Raw genomic sequence first — 17,276 nt, forward strand, 5'->3', positions numbered from 1 at the left:
GCGGTATAACGAGCGCATGACTAATATGTCACAGACAGTATGACGCCGCGGAAACTGGGCAGAATAGAACCGAAAACGGGCCCCCTAACGTGATATCCGACGGGGCGTCTGGAGGAATATAAGCGATGAGCATCAATATCGGACCGGCAGCCACTGAAGATCTGCGTCCCCGCATCATGGTCGTGGGGATCGGCGGAGCAGGCGGCAACGCGATCGCAAACATGATCTCGACCGAGATCGACGGCGTCGACTTCATCGTCGCGAACACCGACGCGCAGGCGCTGAGCCAGTCGCCCGCCGAAAAGCGCATCCAGCTTGGGCCGGACATTACCGGTGGCCTAGGCGCAGGTGCGCGCCCGGAAGTGGGTAAGGCCGCTGCCGAAGAGACCGTATCCGAGATCGAAGAGGCGCTCGAAGGCGTGAACATGGTGTTCATCGCGGCCGGCATGGGCGGCGGCACCGGAACGGGTGCAGCCCCCGTCATCGCCGAAGCCGCCCGTCGCAAGGGCGTACTCACCGTTGGCGTAGTGACCAAGCCGTTCCTGTTCGAAGGCACCCGCCGCATGCGCGCTGCCGAAGCAGGCATCAACGAGCTTCAGGCCCATGTCGATACGCTGATCGTCATTCCGAACCAGAACCTGTTCCTCGTCGCGAAACCTGAAACCACCTTCAAGGAAGCGTTCCAGCTGGCCGACGAAGTGCTTCAGCAGGGCGTTCGCTCGATCACTGACCTGATCGTCAATCCTGGCCTTATCAACCTCGACTTTGCCGATATTCGTGCAGTGATGAGCGAAATGGGCAAGGCCATGATGGGAACCGGCGAAGGCGAGGGCGAGAACCGCGCTCTCAACGCAGCCGAACAGGCCATCGCTAACCCTCTGCTCGACGGTGTGTCGATGCAGGGCGCGAAGGGCGTCATCATCTCGATCATCGGCGGCGAAGACATGACGCTGATGGAACTCGACGAAGCAGCAAATTACATTCGTGACCTCGTCGACGAAGATGCCAACATCATCTGGGGCAGCGCATTCAACCCGGACCTGTCGAACAAGATCCGTATCTCGGTTGTGGCAACCGGGATCGAGGCCGGGGCTAGCGGTGAGGCGCCGATGCCGCGCCCCGCAGCGCTGATGGAATCGCGCGCTCCCAAGCGTCCCGTGCTCGAACTGTCGGAAGAAACCGACGTCGAGGATGACATTGCCGAGGAAGAAGCAGACGACGAAGCGCTGGCTATCCCCGAAGGCATGTCCGACGAAACGAACGAGACTTGCGAAGCGGAAGCTGACGAGAGCGAACCATTCGACCTCACCGGCATGCAGGCCGGAGACGACATGGGCGATGAAGGCGACGACGTCGATGAGATCGTCGATCCGCTTGCCGGGCTTCGCGGTGCCGAAGAAGACGAGCAGGATGATTTGCTCGAAAGCGCAGACAGGCTCGCTGAGGAAAACCAACCCGTCCAACCCGGCTTTGGCCGCACTGGCGAGGGTGGCGGTTTCGGCGGCGGCGCTGGAGGCGGTGGCGGCGGCCCTGCAGGTGGAAGCACTCTTTTCGAGCGTATGGCGAACCTCTCGCGCTCGTCCGGATCTGACGACGATCTCGACGACGAGGATGAAGAGGGCGAAGACATGGAAGGCGAATCCTCCGAGGGCAGCGAAGGCGATGATGACGATGCGCCTGCGCTTTCGATCCCTCGCTTCCTCGGGCGTCAGAACAACCAGTAAGCTTATCCCGGCTGAACGGCTTGCCGAACAAGGCGAGCCGTTCGCCTCGCATTCAGCGAGGGATGGCTAGCGTGCTTGTGAGAATACGCTAGCGACCCCCAAGTGACACCATTGACCAAATCTCTCAGCCTTTCGCTGATCGCTGCTGCAATTGCCCTGCCGTCGGCTTTGAGCGCACAGGATGCGACTTCGCGTGCTGTTGTCCAGCCGCTACCTTCGCCTGAAGTGCAGCGACTGAACCGTGCGCTGATGGAACTCGCCCGCCGCCCGCGAAATCTTCTCAGCCTGCTCGAGGCGGGAGAGGCCTCGCTGGAAGTTGGCGATTATGACGCGGCTGCCGGTTTCTATGGCCGCGCAGCCGATCTTGAGCCCAATGATGCGCGGGTGAAGCTTGGCCTTGGAAGGGTGTATCTGCGTTCGGGGCGCCCGCTGGAAGCGATCCAGCTTTTCAACGCCGCCAATTCGGCTGGAGCGAACGCTCGAGACTTGCTCCCAGACCAAGCGCTCGCTTTCGATATGGTGGGCGACCAACAAGCTGCACAGGCGGCATATCTGCGTTCGCTCGAACTTGCACCGCAGAACAACGAGGCACGTCGCAGGCTTGCGCTGAGCTATGCCATTTCTGGTGATGCGGACAGTTTCCAGTCGACGCTGTCACCACTGCTTGAGGAACGTGATCCAGCATCTTTCAGAGCGCGCGCTTTCGGGCTCGCTATCCTGGGTGAGCAGGAGCGCGCCGAGGGAATCGTCAACGCGACAATGCCACGCGACCTTGCCGGACGGATCAATCCCTATCTGTCCTACATGCCGCGTCTCACCGCTTCCCAGCAGGCTGCGGCGGCAAACCTCGGCATCTTCCCTCGCGCGGCTGATATTGGCCGCGAGGATCCGCGTATCGCTCGGTTTGCCGCTGAAGGCGAAGTCGGATCGCTGTTGGAGCCGACGGGCGAGCCGCTCGGCGCTCCGGTCGAGACGACCAGCAACCCGGTCACACAGCCGGTTGCTGATGTTGTCGAGGCTGACCCGTCCACTGCGACTGAGGACGTCGCGAACGCTTTTGCGGATATCGGCGAGGGTGAGCTTCCGGTTGATGTGGGTTCAGGCAATGCGGTCGATATCGCTGCTATCGCGGTGCCTCGCGAAGCTCCGCCTGCGCCGGTCGAACCCGAGCATCCTCGCCGGATTTGGGTGCAGCTGGCAACGGGCCGCGATCTTAATGCGTTGAAGTTCGACTGGCGCCGTTTTGCCCGGCGTGCACCGGAACTGCTTGGCGATTTCGAGCCGCATACGACGCCCTGGGGGCAGGCCAATCGGCTGCTCGCCGGACCGGTTGCGGATCGCGCGGCTGCTCGCGAATTGGTTAACGCGCTCTCGGCCAAGGGCCTCGACACTTTCGCTTACACCAGCCCCGAAGGCACTGAAATTCAAGAGCTTGATTGATCAAACGGAGCCATCCCCGGCTTTCTTTGCACAAGCTTTGAACAAGCCAGATTGGTTCTCCCCAGCGCTGCGCCAGGCCTGAATTGCCAAATCCCAAGGTTAACGTGCATTCGTGCCATCGATGCACATGACCACACCCTTCACGAGCGCTCAGCCATGAGACCCCGCGAACCAGAATACAGCGCCGAGGACGATGCTGCGCCGGTCGAGATGCTGGCTGCGCTTTTCGAAGCGCGAGGCTGGGACTGCGAAGTCGTCTCTGATGACGAGATGGTTGGAGAGGTCCAGGGAAGTTGGGCCAAGTATCAATTGCGCGCCATCTGGCGCAGCGCAGATAATGTCCTGCAATTCCTTTGCCTGCCCGACATCCGCGTAAGCAAGGAAAAGAAACACAGCGCCTTTGAGCTTTTGAGCCTTGTCAACGAGCAGGTCTGGCTTGGCCACTTCGATATCTGGTCTCAGGGCGATGTTCTCATCTACCGCCACGGCGTGTTGTTGGGCGACGATGGCATGCTCTCGATTGCTCAAGCACAGGCGCTGGTCGAAAACGCAATCGACGAATGCGACCGCTTTTATCCCGCATTTCAGTTCGTCCTGTGGGGCGACAAGACCCCGCAAGGCGCTCTTGAAGCCGCAATGGTTGACGCGGAGGGGGAGGCATAACCATGTGAGGCCCCAAAGGGGACTTACCAGTGTCAGAAATCAACCAACTACTCATCATCGGCTGCGGCAATATGGGCGGAGCAATGCTCGCCGGTTGGCTTGCTGCCGGTGTCGATCCCTCGCGCTTTGCGATCCTCGATCCGGGAATGGAAGCCGCGCCTGAAGGCGTGACGCTTTACCGAGATCCCGCCGAGGCCGAGGCGGCGGGCGCGCATGACGCGGTGATGCTGGGCTTCAAGCCACAGCAACTCGGCAATCTTGCACCAGGGCTGCAAAAGCTGACCGGCGAAGGAGTGACGATCTATTCGCTGCTCGCCGGACTGACGCTGGCCCAGCTGAAGAAGGCGTTTCCGGGTGCTGCGGCCCATGTGCGCGTCATGCCAAACCTCGCCTCGCGCATAAACAAGTCGCCGATCATTCTGCTCGAAGATGGTCTTGATGGAAGCGAGCGCGACGCTGCGTTTGCGCTGTTCGATCTGCTCGGGACTGCAGTGTGGCTCGAGGAAGAAGGCAAGTTCGACCTCGTTACCGCGCTTGCAGGCTCAGGGCCGGGCTTTGTCTACCGGTTCATCGACGCGCTTGCAGAAGCGGCGCGCAATCTCGGACTGGAGGACGAGCAGGCCACCAGTCTCGCGCTCGCAATGGTGGATGGGGCTTCCTCGCTTGCGGCGGGCTCGGACATTTCGCCCGGTGAGCTGGCCGACCGCGTCGCCAGTCCCGGCGGAATGACCCGCGAAGGCATGAACGTGCTCGATGCAGACAAAGCGTTGGTCAAGCTGCTTACTGACACCCTGATCGCAACGCGAGACCGTGGCGCGGAGCTTTCGGCAGGCGGATAGGCAAGTTTCCGTTAATCATACCACGCGGTAAAATGAACGACTTTCGTCGAATTGGGTCCGGTTTCGCTTGAAAAGCCACCCGAAAACACCGATATTCTTCGCCAGAGGCGCGTATTTTCGCGCCGGCTTTTGGACACAAGGGATCCATAATGGCTGATTGGAAAGACACACAGCGCACCACTCAGGGCTTCGGCTCGGTGCCGCGCGCAGGCGGCGATGTTGCCAGCCGCGCGTCTTATGACGAGGGCCTGCGTTCGTACATGCTCTCGATCTACAACTACATGGCATCGGGCGTGCTGCTGACCGGCATTGTCGCGATCCTGTTCTCGTGGGGCGGTAACGAATCCGCTGTCGCGTGGCTGTACATGAATGGCGGCCCGCTGCTGTGGATCATCAAGCTCGCACCGCTCGGCTTCATCCTCGCGATGAGTTTTGGCCTTCACAAGATGAGCCAGACCACGCTCCAGATCGTGTTCTGGGCCTTCGCGACCGTGATGGGCATGTCGATGTCGACGATCTTCCTCGTCTACACGGGTGAATCGATCGCAACGACCTTCTTCGCAACGGCTGCGGCCTTCGCGGGTCTGTCGCTGTTCGGTTACACCACGAAGAAAGACCTGTCGGGCTTCGGCAGCTTCTTGATCATGGGCGTGATCGGCCTGATCGTCGCGATGATCGTCAACTGGTTCCTGCAGTCGGAAGCGATGGCTTTCGTCATCAGCGGCCTCGGCGTGCTGATCTTCGCAGGCCTCACGGCTTACGACACGCAGCGCCTGAAGAACGACTACCAGTATCTGCGCGGTACCGAATTCATGGGCAAGGCGGTTATCATGGGGGCGACCAGCCTCTACCTCGATTTCGTCAACATGTTCATGTTCTTGCTTCAGTTCCTGGGCAGCCGCGAATAAGCGCCAAGCTCGCACTAAACTGTTGATACAAGTGGATGCCCGGAGCCTAAACGTAGGCTTCGGGCATTTGCTTTGTCATACAGCGCACCTAACGCACGGCGTGTCCGTATTCGGTACGCATGCTTCAGCGCGCAGTCAGGCGCACTTCAGCATGTTACTCGAGGCGTTGGGGGCAGATTATGAGAGGCGACATTGGTATGAGCACTGGAAATGCGACGCGCGGCAAGACACGCGCACCGCTAAAGATCACGGCGGTGGCGACGATGGTCGCATTGCTCTCCGCCTGTGCCACACCGCCGCCTCCTCCCCCGCCACCACCACCGCCACCGCCGCCTCCCCCGGTCGTAGAACGCACGCCGTATCGTCCTCTTCCGCCGGGCGGGGCAGCCTATGTGATGGAAATTCCGGTGAGGAATGCGTTAGGCTTGCGCGAAACCATCAATCGCGGGATCACCGATGATGAGAAGGTGTGGCACTTCCGCTCTGCGTGGAACGTTGCGGCGCTCAATTGTACATCGGCGCAATACGAGCCAATCCTGACGGCTTACAGCGCCTTTATCGATGATTATTCCCGGCCCTTGCGCCAGGTGAACGATCGGATTGATCGCACCTACCGCCAGGAAATGGGCGCAAGGCGAGCAGGCATTCTCGCCCGCGAAGAACAAATGACTGCGGTCTACAACTTCTTCGCCCTGCCCCCAGCACGCGCCCGCTTCTGCCGCGCGGCACTCGACATCTCGAACCGCTACAACGCTGCCCCGCCAAGCGATCCAGTGGCCTTTGCGATGGACAATTTCACCCTGCTCGAAGCGCCTTTCGACCAGTTCTTCGACGAATATGAGCAGTACCAACGAGCGTCCTACGAATGGGATGTGAAGTATGGCGACCTGTTCGGCCCTTCGCAGCCCGGCTGGGTCGCGGTACAGGCTGCCAAGGCCAATGGCGTGCCGGTTCCCGGACCGACCAGCGATCCCACGCAAGTGGTCGCCAATCCTACGGCTGCAGCGGGATCGGTCACTGACCCTGAAACGGGCGTCGCGGTGCCTGTGGTGCCTGTCGAAGAAAACGTCATATCGCAGCCGGTGGTCGAGCCGGTCGCAACAGAGCCGCCCTCTCAGGATGGCGGTCCATCCGTGTGAGATTAAGCGGCTTGCCGAGCATTCGGCACCCGGCTAAATCGACCATCACGCATCGGTAACGGGAATGCGGTGCGCCCCTTATTGGGCAATTCCGCAGCTGTCCCTGCAACTGTAAGCGGCGAGCTTTTCGCGCGCGCTTCCTCTTCTGGAAGCAACCACTGAGCGGACAACGCTTGGGAAGGTGTGCGACAAGCAGCGACCCGCAAGCCAGGAGACCGACCGGAGCGTGTCGCTTGTTGCCCCTCTCAGGGATTGGAGAGGCGCGGATAACCTTCGTTTCGAGCGACGACCTTTGAGTGCCGCGCAAGGTTCGCCTTTCGCGGTACGTTGTTGCTTATTCGGAAGGGATACCGAACGATGAAAATGCTGAAATTGATGTGCGGCGCGTCGGGCGCCGCGCTGCTCTGGTCCGTGCCCGCGGTGGCCGAGGACAAGGCGACAGATCGGGCAAACGAGCCGGTCAGCGCAAATGCCTCGAACATGTCGATCGCTGCGAGCCGCCGGGAGATTCTCGTCTCCGCGAGCCGCGACACGGACCTCCTGGAAAACGAATACACCGGCTCATTCACCGTGATCGACGAAGAGGAGCTGGAACAGCGCCAGACTCGCGACATCGCCGATGTGCTGCGCGATGTGCCGGGTGTAGCGGTAAGTTCGGTTGCCGGTCAGACGCAGGTGCGTTTGCGCGGGACCGAGGCGAACCAGGTTCTCTTGCTTGTCGATGGCATCGAGGTTTCCGATCCGGGGAGCGGAGAGTTCGATATCGGCACCTTACAGGCCGAGCTTGGCAGCCGCGTCGAAGTGCTCCGCGGTCCGCAATCGGCGCTTTACGGCAATGACGCGATCGGCGGTGTGATCGCTTACGATAGCGGCCGCTTCGACGGCTTTGGCGTGCGCCTTGAAGGCGGCGAGAACAACACGATCAACGGCGCGGCGCGCTGGGGCGTCGATGATGGGACTCTCGCAGCCTCGCTTTCAGCCACTGTGGTCAGCACCGATGGCGAACCCAATGCGCGCGCAATCGCCGGTAATGGCCTGCGCGATATCGGGCGCGACAGCTATACGTTCTCTGGCAAGCTCTCAGCAGACGTGTCCGAGAACTTCGAACTGCGCGCAACCGCCCGCTATGTCGAAACCGAAGGCGAGACCAATGACCAGGATTTCGCATTCGGCAGCCCGACATTCGGCCTTGTGATCGACAGTCCGGGCGTAGGCTTTGAAAACAAGGCGATCTACGCGCTTGTCGGCGGGCGCTTGGAGACCCTGGGTGGCGATTGGACGCATGACGTGTCTTTGCAATTGGCCGATGTTGCGCGCGAGACCTTCGCACCTTTTGGCCTGACCAGCGAAACCGAAAGCGACCGCTTCAAGGCGTCCTATGTCTCGGCTTTCCAGATCAACGATGAGGGCGGCATCACATTTGCAGTCGATTACGAGCAGGAAGGCTTCAATAACGTCGCGACATTTGATGACCGTAAGGAAACCGAGAATGTCGGCCTTGTCGGCGAATATCGGCATTCAGGCGATCGGTTCGATTTCTCGGCAGCCATTCGTCACGATTTCAACGATCGGTTTCAGGACACGACGACGTTCCGCATCGGTGCCGGCTACGAACTGACCGAGACGACCCGCGTGCGAGCTGCCGTGGGCACCGGGGTCAAGAACCCCACCTTTTTCGAGCTGTTCGGCTTTTTCGATGGCACCTTTGTCGGCAATCCCGACCTTGAGCCCGAGGAATCGACCAGTTGGGAAATAGGCCTCGACCAGACCTTCGCGAATGGCGATGCTGTCCTTTCGGTGACCTATTTCAATGCCGAGCTTGAAAGCGAGATCTTCACCACTTTCTCTCCGCCGACCTTTGTCGCGACACCGGGAAACCGGGCCACCGAAAGTGAGCAACAGGGCGTTGAAGTGGCCTTGGCTGCGCAAATTGGCCCCCAATGGACCCTCAATGCGGCCTACACCTATCTGGATGCAGACGAAGACGGAGTGATCGAGGTTCGCCGTCCTGAAAGCATCGCGAGTGCTGCGCTGACATGGACCGCACCACGCGACATGGCATCTGCAACACTAGTGTTGCGCCACAATGGCGACGCCTTCGACAACGACTTCTCAGCCGGAACATTCCCTGCGCCGCTGACCACGCTCGACGATTACACGCTCGTCAATCTCAATGCGCGGGTCGAGATTGCTGAGGGCATCGACATCTTTGCAAGGGCTGAGAACCTGTTGAACGAGGAATATGAGCAGGTGTTCTCCTTCGTCTCTCCGGGGCGAACGGTGATCGCAGGTTTCAGCGCGGCTTTCTAAACGCTCGCAATCTGATGAGGAAATGCATAGATGCGCGATCATGCATTTCCTCGATCAGGCAAAAATCTATCTCAAGTCGGGCGCCGGCGGGCCCGGAGCGGTTTCGTTCCGGCGCGAGAAGTATGTCGAATATGGCGGACCCGACGGCGGCAATGGCGGCAAGGGCGGGGATATAATCTTCGAAGCCGTCCCTGGCCTCAACACGCTCATCGATTTCCGTTATTCCCAGCATTTCAAGGCAAAGCGCGGCAATCACGGCCAAGGCAGGGACAGGACCGGAGCAGGCGCCGATGATCTCGTCATCAAGGTTCCGGTAGGCACGCAGGTTCTTTCCGAAGACAGGGAAGAGGTTCTGGCTGACTTCACCGAGGTTGGCCAGCGCGTGACTTTCCTCGAAGGCGGGCTCGGCGGACGAGGCAACGCCTCATACAAGAGCGCGACCAATCGCGCGCCTCGCCAGCATCAGCCAGGTGAACCGGGCGAAGAGATGTGGGTCTGGCTGCGGCTGAAACTGCTCGCTGACGTAGGCCTTGTCGGTCTTCCCAATGCGGGCAAATCGACTTTCATCAACGCGGTTTCCAATGCGAAGGCGAAGGTCGGTCACTACGCTTTCACCACGCTGGTCCCCAAGCTGGGTGTTGTGCGTCACAAGGGTCGCGAGTTTGTGCTCGCCGATATTCCCGGCCTCATCGAAGGCGCGGCGGACGGCGCAGGGATCGGCGATCGTTTCCTTGGCCACATCGAACGCTGCCGCGTGCTCGTCCACCTGATCGACATTGCAGGCGACGATCCGGTCGAAGCCATGCGCATCGTAAAGGAAGAGCTGGAGGCCTATGGCGCCGGTCTTGAAGACAAGCCGCAGCTCGTCGCGCTCAACAAGCTGGATCTCGCTGACGAAGAACTGGGCGTCGCCTTCGCCGAGGAGCTGATCGCAGCAGGCGCAGACAAGGTTTTCGCCGTGTCGGGTGCGAGCGGTGAAGGGATCGAGGAACTCATGGATGCGGTTCTAAGCTATCTACCCGACCGCACGGCCACTGAGACAAACGCTGCTCCGAGCGAAAGTGACGGCGAAGAGAGCGGTGACGATACCGGTGACTGGTCACCGATCTGAGAGTGCCATTGTGGGGAGCCCTTTAAATTGGTCGCTCCAATCGTTAGGTGCACTGCAGCATGACTATCGAAGCACTCCTCGATTTTCGCGATGTGTCCAAATGTCCGACGCTGGTCATAAAGATCGGCTCGGCGCTCCTCGTCCATACTGACGGGACGCCGCGTTTCGACTGGCTGCGCAGCGTAGCGCACGAAATTGCCGGTGCGCGTGAGCGGGGGCAGAAAGTGATCGTCGTGGCATCGGGCTCGGTTGCCTTGGGCGCAGCCATGCTTGAATTGCCCGGAGGCGGTCGCGATACGCTCGCACATGCGCAGGCCGCAGCCTCCGTCGGGCAGGTGTTTCTCGCCAGCACATGGGCGCAGATGTTTGCCGAACACAATCTGATGGCCGGCCAGATGCTGCTTTCGCTTGATGATCTTGAAAATCGCGGACGCTATCTCAACGCGCGAGCCACTTTGCGCGAACTGCTTGAGCGCGGTGCGATCCCGATCATCAACGAAAACGACACCACCGCGACGCAAGAGATCAAGTTCGGCGACAACGACCGGCTGGCAGCGCGCGTCGCTCAGGCGGCTGGCGCCAATGGCGTGATCCTGCTGACCGATGTCGAGGGCCTGTACACCGCGCATCCAAGCGAGCCGAATGCAGAACTGCTCGAAGAGGTTCGCGGCGTCACTCCGGAAATGCACGCCATGGCCACAGGCGGCTCTGGGTCGGGCATGGGGTCGGGCGGCATGAGCTCGAAACTGCTCGCCGCTGAAATCGCGGAACGTGCGGGGATTGCGCTTACGATCATCAAGGGCGTCGATGACTACCCCATTGGCCGCGCGCTGAGCGCTAACCTGGGAACAGTTTTCCTGCCCAAGCGCGATGACAACGCATTCAAGTCCTGGATCGGTGGAAGGATGCGTTTCAACGGCTCGCTCAGGATCGATGCTGGAGCGGTAGAAGCGCTGCGCGGAGGCAAGAGCCTGCTTGCTGCAGGTGTGACCGACGTCTTCGGAAAGTTCGAACGCGCGGACGTGATCGCTATCGAAGACCCCGATGGACGCATGATTGCCAAGGGTATGGTCGAATACGATTCGAACCAATGCGATGCGATCAAGGGTCTGCGCAGCGAACAGCTTTCCGAAAAGCTGGGCACGATCCCGCGCTCAGCGGTGATCCATCGCGATCAGATGGTTCTGTTGTAGCGCCATGCCGATTGTAGCCATCACCGGAGCGACAGGTTTCGTGGGCAAGGCGACGCTCGATGTCGCGGTCCAGAAAGGGCTGCACGTGCGGGCCCTGACCCGGCGCGATGCTCAGCCGCGCGAACGGGTGACATGGGTGCCAGGAACTCTCGACCGAGCCGAAGCCTTGGAGGAACTGGTGAGCGGATGCGATGCCGTGATCCATGTTGCAGGGCTCACCAGCACACCCAATCCCGGGCGCTTCGAAGCCGCGAACGTGACAGGCACAGCCAACATGATCGCCGCTGCCAAGTCGCAAGGCATTGAGCGTTTCGTGTTCGTCTCCTCCCTGTCGGCGCGCGAGCCGGATTTGTCGGCCTATGGCGCATCGAAAGCAAAGGCGGAAAGGCTGGTTGAAGACAGTGGCCTCGATTGGACCATCGTCCGACCGCCGGGGGTCTATGGTCCGGGTGACAAGGATTACCTCGACCTGTTCAAGGCGGCAAAGCTGGGCATCGTGCCGGTACCGCCGGAAGGCAAAAGCTCGCTCATCCATGTGGAGGATTTGGCGCGCCTCTTGGTTGCGCTTGTTCCGGTAAACCCGGTGACCCGCGGCCAGACCTACGAGCCATGGGACGACAACGCGTTTGGGTACACTCACAAGGAATTGGCCGAGATGATCGGCGAAGCGGTCGGCAATCCGAGGGCAACAGCCGTTTCGCTGCCTCCTGCAGTCATGAAACTGGGAGCGCAGGTGGACGGGCTGCTACGAGGTGGGAAGGCCAAGCTTACGCAGGACCGTGTCGGCTACATGTTGCACGACGACTGGGTCTGCGACCTTAGAAAAGCGCCGCCATTGTCGATCTGGCAAGCGGTTTGGGGAGGCGAGGCGGGCCTCGCCATGACGGCGCAGTGGTACAAGGAACAGGGCTGGCTCTAGTCGGCTTCGTCTGCTGGCGGAGTGCATTCTTCGCCGCCATAAGCTTCCTTGTAAGTCTTGCCCCAACAATACTCGAAACGATTGAGCACGTTCATATTGGGCGGCCAGCTCATTTGCACGACAGTGCCATCAGGCCGTGTGAAGCTGTTGTTCGATGGTTCCGGGATCGTGGCTAGCCGTTCCTTTGCGCGCTCCAGCCCTTCGCGGTCCTGGCGCAGGAAGGCGACAGTGCCATCGACGTAGTGGTTCCAGCCGAAATCCGCGTCAAAATCCTGAGATTTGCGGGTTAGCTCAAACAGCGCGATCGCCTCTTTCGTTTGCCCCGCATAGGCGCGCATCTGGCCTTCGTGCCAATAAAGGATCGAGTTGTGATCCCGCTTCTGGTGCCGCCAAGTGCGGATGAGCTCCGCCGCAGCTTCGTGGCAACCTTCGCGCGATAGACCGCGCCAGCCTCCATCCGGTATGTCTTGATCAAAGGCCTGACGGTCCAGTTCGAGCATGGCTTCAAGGTCATAAGAACAATCGGGCTCAGCAGATTGAGCTGGGATTTCGGGCTGTGCAGCGGCGAGCAAGATGACAGTGATCATGCCCACACGATATCGCTAGACACAAAGTGTGCAAGAGCACAGGTTCGCATGACGGAGGAAATTCATGCGCGTTATCAGATCAATGATTGGCTTGAACGGTATCGCGATGCTTGCGGCGTGCGGGGCAGAGACAGGTGTGCAGGTCGACGATGCGCCCGTTTCGAATCCCGCTGAGCTCGAGGCAAGCTTAGCGGCCGACGGCCAGCCGGCAGAGGGCTTCTACCGTGCAGTGGACGAAACCGGATTTGTACTGATTGAGGAGCTGCGCAGCGATGGCACTTACGTGTTCACCGACGCCGATGGCAAATTGATCGAAGAAGGCACATACGTCCAAAGAACCCCTCAATTGCCGTGCTTCACACCCAAGGCCGAAGGGGCCGTCGAGAAGTGTTATCTCGACGAGATTGGCGAGGATGGTGTTTGGAGGACCACAGATCCTGACACAGGCATCGTCTCGGTCATAGAGCGCATCGAGCAGCTCTGAGCCTTTATAAGAACGGTTCCTCGCCCGGCTTGTGGATGCCGCATTCGGTCTTGTCCCAGCCCTTCCAACGGCCTGAGCGCGGATCTTCGCCCGGCGCGACCTTGTGAGTGCACGGCTCGCACCCGATCGAGGGGAAGCCACGTGCGACCAGCGGGTGGCGAGGCAGGTCGTGCTCCTCGAAATAGGCGCCGATATCCTCTGCGCTGCAGTCGATCAGCGGATTGATCTTGAGACGGCCCTGCGCGTCGGACGTGTCGATTTCGAAACGCGGCAGATTGGCTCTGGTCGAGGACTGGAACGCCTTGCGCCCGGTAAAGCTTGCATCGAACTGGTCGAGCGCTTTCGCCAGCGGTTTGACCTTGCGGATCTCGCAGCAGCCATCGGGGTCGTAGGACCAGCGAAGACCGCTTTCGTCCTTTTCGGCCAGCTCCGCTTCGTCCGGAGTGAGAATCTGGAGATTGGTGAGGCCGATCTTTGCGACCACCTCGTCGCGATATTCAAGGGTCTCGGCAAAATGCTTGCCGGTGTCGAGAAAGAGGACCGGAATGTCCGGCTTCACCTGCGCAACGAGGTGCAGCAGCACCGCGCTCTCGGCACCGAAACTCGATACGATCGCTATATCGCCAGCGAGATGTCCCTGGATCACCGCCTCGAGCATCTCTTGCGTCGATGAGCCGCGGAACATGCGATTGAGGCGCACCGCATCGTGTTCGGTGAAGCGCGGCCCCGTGTCGAGCCGGTCGACTGCACGTGCGCGGGCTTCGTCGGTGGTGAATGGCGCTTCGAGACGTTCGGGGGGCTTATTCATGGCGCAGCTCCGGGATGGTGCGCCGCGCCCCTCCACGTGTGTCTACGGCGTGCTGATAAACGTTTTCCCATGTCGCGAAGGCACGCTTTGCGTCCTCTTCGTCGAGCGGGGTGTCTGGCGCAAAGGCATCAAAGCCGCAGCGCCGCATATGGCTTAGCTGGTCGATGCCGACATCGCCCACGGCGCGCAGTTCGCCAGTGTAGCCCTCTTCGCGAAGGATGCGCGCAGCCGAATAGCCGCGCCCGTCGCCAAAGGTTGGGAAGTTGACTTCGACGAGCGCGATCCGGTCGAGATGGGGCAGCAGGACGCGCGCATCGTCGCCCGGTTCGATCCGAACGGCGGTGGCGTTGGTCTGCTCGCAGCATGCATCGACGGTGACGGTGCCATGGTCGGCGACTTCGTCATCGCGGAAGCGGAACTGGACGTCGTCGGGGGAAGTGCCCAGCGGATTATCCATAAAGCGCCTCCTTGAACGGCTCCATGCCGATGCGGCGATAGGTGTCGAGGAAACGCTCCTCGCCCTGCTTGTTGGCGAGATAGACGTTGGTGACGGTATCGACCGCTTCGATCACGCCGTCTTCGGTGAAGCCGGGGCCGGTGATCTTGGCGAGGCTCACGTCCTCGGCTTCCGAGCCGCCGAGCGAGAGCTGATAGTTCTCAACGCCTTTCCGGTCGACGCCGAGGATGCCGATATGGCCTGCATGGTGGTGCCCGCAGGCGTTGATGCAGCCCGAGATCTTGAGCTTGAGTTCGCCCAGCTTGCTGGTCTTGCCCGAGGCATCGAAACGTTCCGAAATGCGCTGTGCAAGCGGGATTGAGCGGGCGTTGGCGAGACTGCAATAATCGAGCCCCGGGCACGCGATCATGTCCTCGATCGTGTCCATGTTTGGAGAGCCGAGGCCGGCGGCTTCAAGCTCGGTCCAGAGCGCGTGCAGGTCACCGATCTTGACGTGCGGCAGGACCACGTTCTGGGTGTGCATGATGCGCAGCTCGTCGAAGCTGTATTGCTTGGCGAGCCGCGCCATCAGACGCATCTGCTCACCGGTCGCATCGCCGGGAATGCCGCCCACAGGCTTGAGCGAGATGACTGCGCTGACATAGCTGTCATGCTTGTGGCGGTGCGTGTTGCGGTCGACCCAGACGGCGAAGTCGGGATCGGAACGATCGACACTCTTGGGGCCGTCCTCAAACGCCGGATCGGAAAAGTACGGCTTGATCCGTTCCAGCTCCTCGCGCGGCGGTTCGACGCCCTGCTTCAGCAAGTGAGCGAATTCTTCTTCGACCTGGCGCGTGTATTCGTCCTTGCCCAGTTCGTGGACGAGGATCTTGATACGCGCCTTGTACTTGTTGTCGCGGCGACCGTAGCGATTGTAGACGCGAAGGCACGCCTCGGCATAGGTGATGAGCTGATCGAGCGGCACGAAGTCGCGGATCATCGGCGCGACCATCGGGGTGCGACCCATGCCGCCGCCCACGAAAAAGCGCGCACCGATTTCGCTCCCACCGTCTTTGGCGTCGTTCTTCACGATCTGGATGCCGATATCGTGCAGCCGCATCGCCGCGCGGTCTTTTTCCGCCGCGATGACAGCGATCTTGAACTTGCGCGGCAGGTAGGTGAATTCCGGATGGAAGCTCGACCACTGGCGCAGCAATTCGGCGTAAGGGCGCGGGTCGACCAATTCGTCATGCGCGGCGCCTGCAAAGTGGTCGCTTGAGATGTTGCGGATGCAGTTCCCGCTGGTCTGGATCGCGTGCATCTCGACCTTGGCAAGGTCGGCTAGGATGTCGGCCGCATCCTCCAGCTTGATCCAGTTGTATTGCAGGTTCTGGCGCGTGGTGAAGTGGCCGTAACCGCGGTCATATTTGTCCGCGATATCGCCAAGTGCGATCATCTGCTCGGAATTGAGCGTGCCATAGGGGATGGCGACGCGCAGCATGTAAGCGTGCAATTGCAGGTAGAGGCCGTTCATCAGCCGCAGCGGCTTAAACTGGTCTTCAGTCAGCTTTCCTTCGAGACGGCGGCGCGCCTGGTCGCGGAATTCTTCCACGCGAGCATCGACCATCTGCTGGTCATAATTGTCGTATTTGTACATCAGATTACCCAGTCAATCGCTTCGGGGTCTTTGGGTTTGAGCGTGAGGTCGGGCCGCACCGTGGGGCCGAGCGCACGAATGCGGTCCTTGATGTGAGCAGGACGCACGCTGCCGTCCTCCTCGCGGGTCGCCTCGATCACGTAGGGGACGTTGACGCGGCGTGCGGCTTCCTCGGCGGCGAGGATTTCCTCCGCGCGTTCGCCCGCATCGACAGCCTCATCGACATGGCGCGACCACGTTTCGCCCGTCCACCAGACGACATCGCCTGTCTTGAGGTCGTTTCCGGTGAGAACTCTCATTGATGTGCCTCCACGGCGAGCTTCGCGATGTCAGCGTCTTCGCGCGCGGTGACGTCGCCGATGACGATAAGGGCAGGGCTCTTCACCGCCTCGCGAACGACAAGGTCGGGCAGGGCAGCAAGCGGACCGCGCAGGACGCGCATTTCGGGGCGTGCAGCATTCTCGATGACAGCAAGCGGCATGTCCGGGGCAAGTCCGTCCGCCATCAGCTTCTCCGCGATCTGGGGTGCAGTCTTGACGCCCATATAGATCACCAGCGTGCGGCCCTTGCCAGCAAGGCCGGTCCAGTCCTGATCGGAAAGGCCCTTGCACTGGCCAGCAACGAAGCTGACCACGCTCGACGCGTCGCGGTGGGTAAGCGCGATCTGTGTGGCTGCTGCCGCGCCGTTGGCAGCGGAGATACCGGGTACGATCTCGACCGAGACACCGGAGGCGCGCGCATCTTCGGCTTCTTCACCGCCGCGGCCGAAGATCAACGGGTCGCCGCCCTTGAGGCGAACCACATCACGGCCCGCCTTGGCCTCACGCACGAGGAGGGCGTTGATCTGGTCTTGGGGCAGGGTGTGCCTGGAGCGTTGCTTGGCGACCGAAATGAGGAGCGCATCGGGCCGTGCCATCGCGAGTATCTCGCGACTGACCAGCCCGTCATGGACGATTACTTCGGCACGCTCGATCAGCCGGGCAGCGCGCAGGGTCAGGAGGTCGGGGTCACCCGGACCTGCGCCAACAAGATAAATAGTTCCGATTTCCATGCCTTGC

General features: G+C 60.8%; 17 protein-coding genes and 1 riboswitch. Of the genes, 11 read left to right on the top strand and 6 right to left on the bottom strand.

Features of this window, described 5'->3' with window-relative positions:
- The first annotated feature begins 125 nt into the window (after positions 1 to 125).
- From ftsZ to NAP1_RS01035, 10 genes are all read left to right on the top strand, one after another.
- Positions 126 to 1,724, top strand: a complete 1,599-nt coding sequence (gene ftsZ, locus NAP1_RS00990; RefSeq protein WP_007163339.1) for a cell division protein FtsZ — start codon at positions 126 to 128, stop codon at positions 1,722 to 1,724.
- Between the two features lie 102 nt (positions 1,725 to 1,826).
- Positions 1,827 to 3,164: a tetratricopeptide repeat protein gene (locus NAP1_RS00995; protein WP_156777162.1), complete on the top strand. Its 1,338-nt coding sequence runs from the start codon at positions 1,827 to 1,829 to the stop codon at positions 3,162 to 3,164.
- Positions 3,165 to 3,320: 156 nt separating this feature from the next.
- Entirely contained in the window at positions 3,321 to 3,827 is a 507-nt protein-coding gene (locus tag NAP1_RS01000) for a YbjN domain-containing protein (RefSeq protein ID WP_007163341.1), read from the top strand.
- A gap of 29 nt (positions 3,828 to 3,856) precedes the next feature.
- Positions 3,857 to 4,666, top strand: coding sequence for a pyrroline-5-carboxylate reductase (locus NAP1_RS01005; RefSeq protein WP_007163342.1), 810 nt, complete (start codon positions 3,857 to 3,859; stop codon positions 4,664 to 4,666).
- Positions 4,667 to 4,815: 149 nt separating this feature from the next.
- Entirely contained in the window at positions 4,816 to 5,574 is a 759-nt protein-coding gene (locus NAP1_RS01010) for a Bax inhibitor-1/YccA family protein (protein WP_007163343.1), read from the top strand.
- Between the two features lie 197 nt (positions 5,575 to 5,771).
- Positions 5,772 to 6,713 (top strand): hypothetical protein, encoded by a 942-nt coding sequence (locus tag NAP1_RS01015; protein WP_156777163.1) that lies wholly within the window; start codon positions 5,772 to 5,774, stop codon positions 6,711 to 6,713.
- A 6-nt stretch (positions 6,714 to 6,719) separates the two neighbouring features.
- Positions 6,720 to 6,952, top strand: a riboswitch (cobalamin riboswitch).
- 118 nt (positions 6,953 to 7,070) lie between these two features.
- Positions 7,071 to 9,023 carry a TonB-dependent siderophore receptor gene (locus NAP1_RS01020; RefSeq protein ID WP_007163345.1) on the top strand — a complete coding sequence of 651 codons (1,953 nt, stop codon included), beginning with the start codon at positions 7,071 to 7,073 and terminating at the stop codon, positions 9,021 to 9,023.
- 40 nt (positions 9,024 to 9,063) lie between these two features.
- Complete coding sequence (gene obgE / locus NAP1_RS01025) at positions 9,064 to 10,134, top strand: GTPase ObgE (protein WP_007163346.1); 1,071 nt, start codon at positions 9,064 to 9,066, stop codon at positions 10,132 to 10,134.
- Between the two features lie 59 nt (positions 10,135 to 10,193).
- Complete coding sequence (gene proB, locus NAP1_RS01030; protein WP_007163347.1) at positions 10,194 to 11,327, top strand: glutamate 5-kinase; 1,134 nt, start codon at positions 10,194 to 10,196, stop codon at positions 11,325 to 11,327.
- A gap of 4 nt (positions 11,328 to 11,331) precedes the next feature.
- Positions 11,332 to 12,246 carry an NAD(P)-dependent oxidoreductase gene (locus NAP1_RS01035; RefSeq protein ID WP_007163348.1) on the top strand — a complete coding sequence of 305 codons (915 nt, stop codon included), beginning with the start codon at positions 11,332 to 11,334 and terminating at the stop codon, positions 12,244 to 12,246.
- Here the strand turns inward: NAP1_RS01035 and NAP1_RS01040 are convergent.
- A complete protein-coding gene (locus NAP1_RS01040) occupies positions 12,243 to 12,833 on the bottom strand; it encodes a hypothetical protein (RefSeq protein WP_007163349.1) in 591 nt (196 codons plus the stop codon). The two genes, NAP1_RS01035 and NAP1_RS01040, sit on opposite strands and share 4 nt — an antisense overlap.
- A 64-nt stretch (positions 12,834 to 12,897) precedes the next feature.
- Here NAP1_RS01040 and NAP1_RS01045 point away from each other — a divergent pair, with 64 nt between their 5' ends.
- On the top strand, positions 12,898 to 13,317 hold the full coding sequence (locus tag NAP1_RS01045; protein ID WP_162013454.1) for a hypothetical protein: 420 nt from the start codon (positions 12,898 to 12,900) through the stop codon (positions 13,315 to 13,317).
- Positions 13,318 to 13,321: 4 nt separating this feature from the next.
- Here NAP1_RS01045 and NAP1_RS01050 read toward each other — a convergent pair whose 3' ends face one another.
- From NAP1_RS01050 to cobA, 5 genes are read right to left on the bottom strand one after another with little or no spacing between them, the layout of a single operon-like run.
- Positions 13,322 to 14,125: a phosphoadenylyl-sulfate reductase gene (locus NAP1_RS01050; protein ID WP_007163351.1), complete on the bottom strand. Its 804-nt coding sequence runs from the start codon at positions 14,123 to 14,125 to the stop codon at positions 13,322 to 13,324.
- Positions 14,118 to 14,582, bottom strand: a complete 465-nt coding sequence (locus NAP1_RS01055; protein WP_007163352.1) for a DUF934 domain-containing protein — start codon at positions 14,580 to 14,582, stop codon at positions 14,118 to 14,120. Before NAP1_RS01055 ends, NAP1_RS01050 begins: the two co-directional genes overlap by 8 nt.
- Complete coding sequence (locus NAP1_RS01060; RefSeq protein WP_007163353.1) at positions 14,575 to 16,218, bottom strand: nitrite/sulfite reductase; 1,644 nt, start codon at positions 16,216 to 16,218, stop codon at positions 14,575 to 14,577. Before NAP1_RS01060 ends, NAP1_RS01055 begins: the two co-directional genes overlap by 8 nt.
- On the bottom strand, positions 16,218 to 16,517 hold the full coding sequence (locus NAP1_RS01065; protein WP_007163354.1) for a DUF2849 domain-containing protein: 300 nt from the start codon (positions 16,515 to 16,517) through the stop codon (positions 16,218 to 16,220). Before NAP1_RS01065 ends, NAP1_RS01060 begins: the two co-directional genes overlap by 1 nt.
- Positions 16,514 to 17,269 (bottom strand): uroporphyrinogen-III C-methyltransferase, encoded by a 756-nt coding sequence (gene cobA, locus NAP1_RS01070; RefSeq protein ID WP_040464598.1) that lies wholly within the window; start codon positions 17,267 to 17,269, stop codon positions 16,514 to 16,516. The genes NAP1_RS01065 and cobA overlap by 4 nt, the downstream gene beginning before the upstream one ends.
- Between the last annotated feature and the right edge of the window lie 7 nt (positions 17,270 to 17,276).

Origin of the sequence: Erythrobacter sp. NAP1 (genome assembly GCF_000152865.1) — a bacterium.
GTDB lineage: Bacteria > Pseudomonadota > Alphaproteobacteria > Sphingomonadales > Sphingomonadaceae > Erythrobacter.

Bases quoted from the DNA above. Each gene is read 5' to 3' on its own strand.
- NAP1_RS01045 (WP_162013454.1), top strand. From the start codon at position 12,898: ATGCGCGTTATCAGATCAATGATTGGCTTGAACGGTATCGCGATGCTT.
- NAP1_RS01000 (WP_007163341.1), top strand. From the start codon at position 3,321: ATGAGACCCCGCGAACCAGAATACAGCGCCGAGGACGATGCTGCGCCG.
- cobA (WP_040464598.1), bottom strand. From the start codon at position 17,269: ATGGAAATCGGAACTATTTATCTTGTTGGCGCAGGTCCGGGTGACCCC.
- proB (WP_007163347.1), top strand. From the start codon at position 10,194: ATGACTATCGAAGCACTCCTCGATTTTCGCGATGTGTCCAAATGTCCG.
- NAP1_RS01050 (WP_007163351.1), bottom strand. From the start codon at position 14,125: ATGAATAAGCCCCCCGAACGTCTCGAAGCGCCATTCACCACCGACGAA.
- NAP1_RS01020 (WP_007163345.1), top strand. From the start codon at position 7,071: ATGAAAATGCTGAAATTGATGTGCGGCGCGTCGGGCGCCGCGCTGCTC.
- NAP1_RS01035 (WP_007163348.1), top strand. From the start codon at position 11,332: ATGCCGATTGTAGCCATCACCGGAGCGACAGGTTTCGTGGGCAAGGCG.
- NAP1_RS01060 (WP_007163353.1), bottom strand. From the start codon at position 16,218: ATGTACAAATACGACAATTATGACCAGCAGATGGTCGATGCTCGCGTG.
- ftsZ (WP_007163339.1), top strand. From the start codon at position 126: ATGAGCATCAATATCGGACCGGCAGCCACTGAAGATCTGCGTCCCCGC.
- NAP1_RS01065 (WP_007163354.1), bottom strand. From the start codon at position 16,517: ATGAGAGTTCTCACCGGAAACGACCTCAAGACAGGCGATGTCGTCTGG.
- NAP1_RS01010 (WP_007163343.1), top strand. From the start codon at position 4,816: ATGGCTGATTGGAAAGACACACAGCGCACCACTCAGGGCTTCGGCTCG.
- obgE (WP_007163346.1), top strand. From the start codon at position 9,064: ATGCATTTCCTCGATCAGGCAAAAATCTATCTCAAGTCGGGCGCCGGC.
- NAP1_RS01015 (WP_156777163.1), top strand. From the start codon at position 5,772: ATGAGCACTGGAAATGCGACGCGCGGCAAGACACGCGCACCGCTAAAG.
- NAP1_RS01040 (WP_007163349.1), bottom strand. From the start codon at position 12,833: ATGATCACTGTCATCTTGCTCGCCGCTGCACAGCCCGAAATCCCAGCT.
- NAP1_RS01055 (WP_007163352.1), bottom strand. From the start codon at position 14,582: ATGGATAATCCGCTGGGCACTTCCCCCGACGACGTCCAGTTCCGCTTC.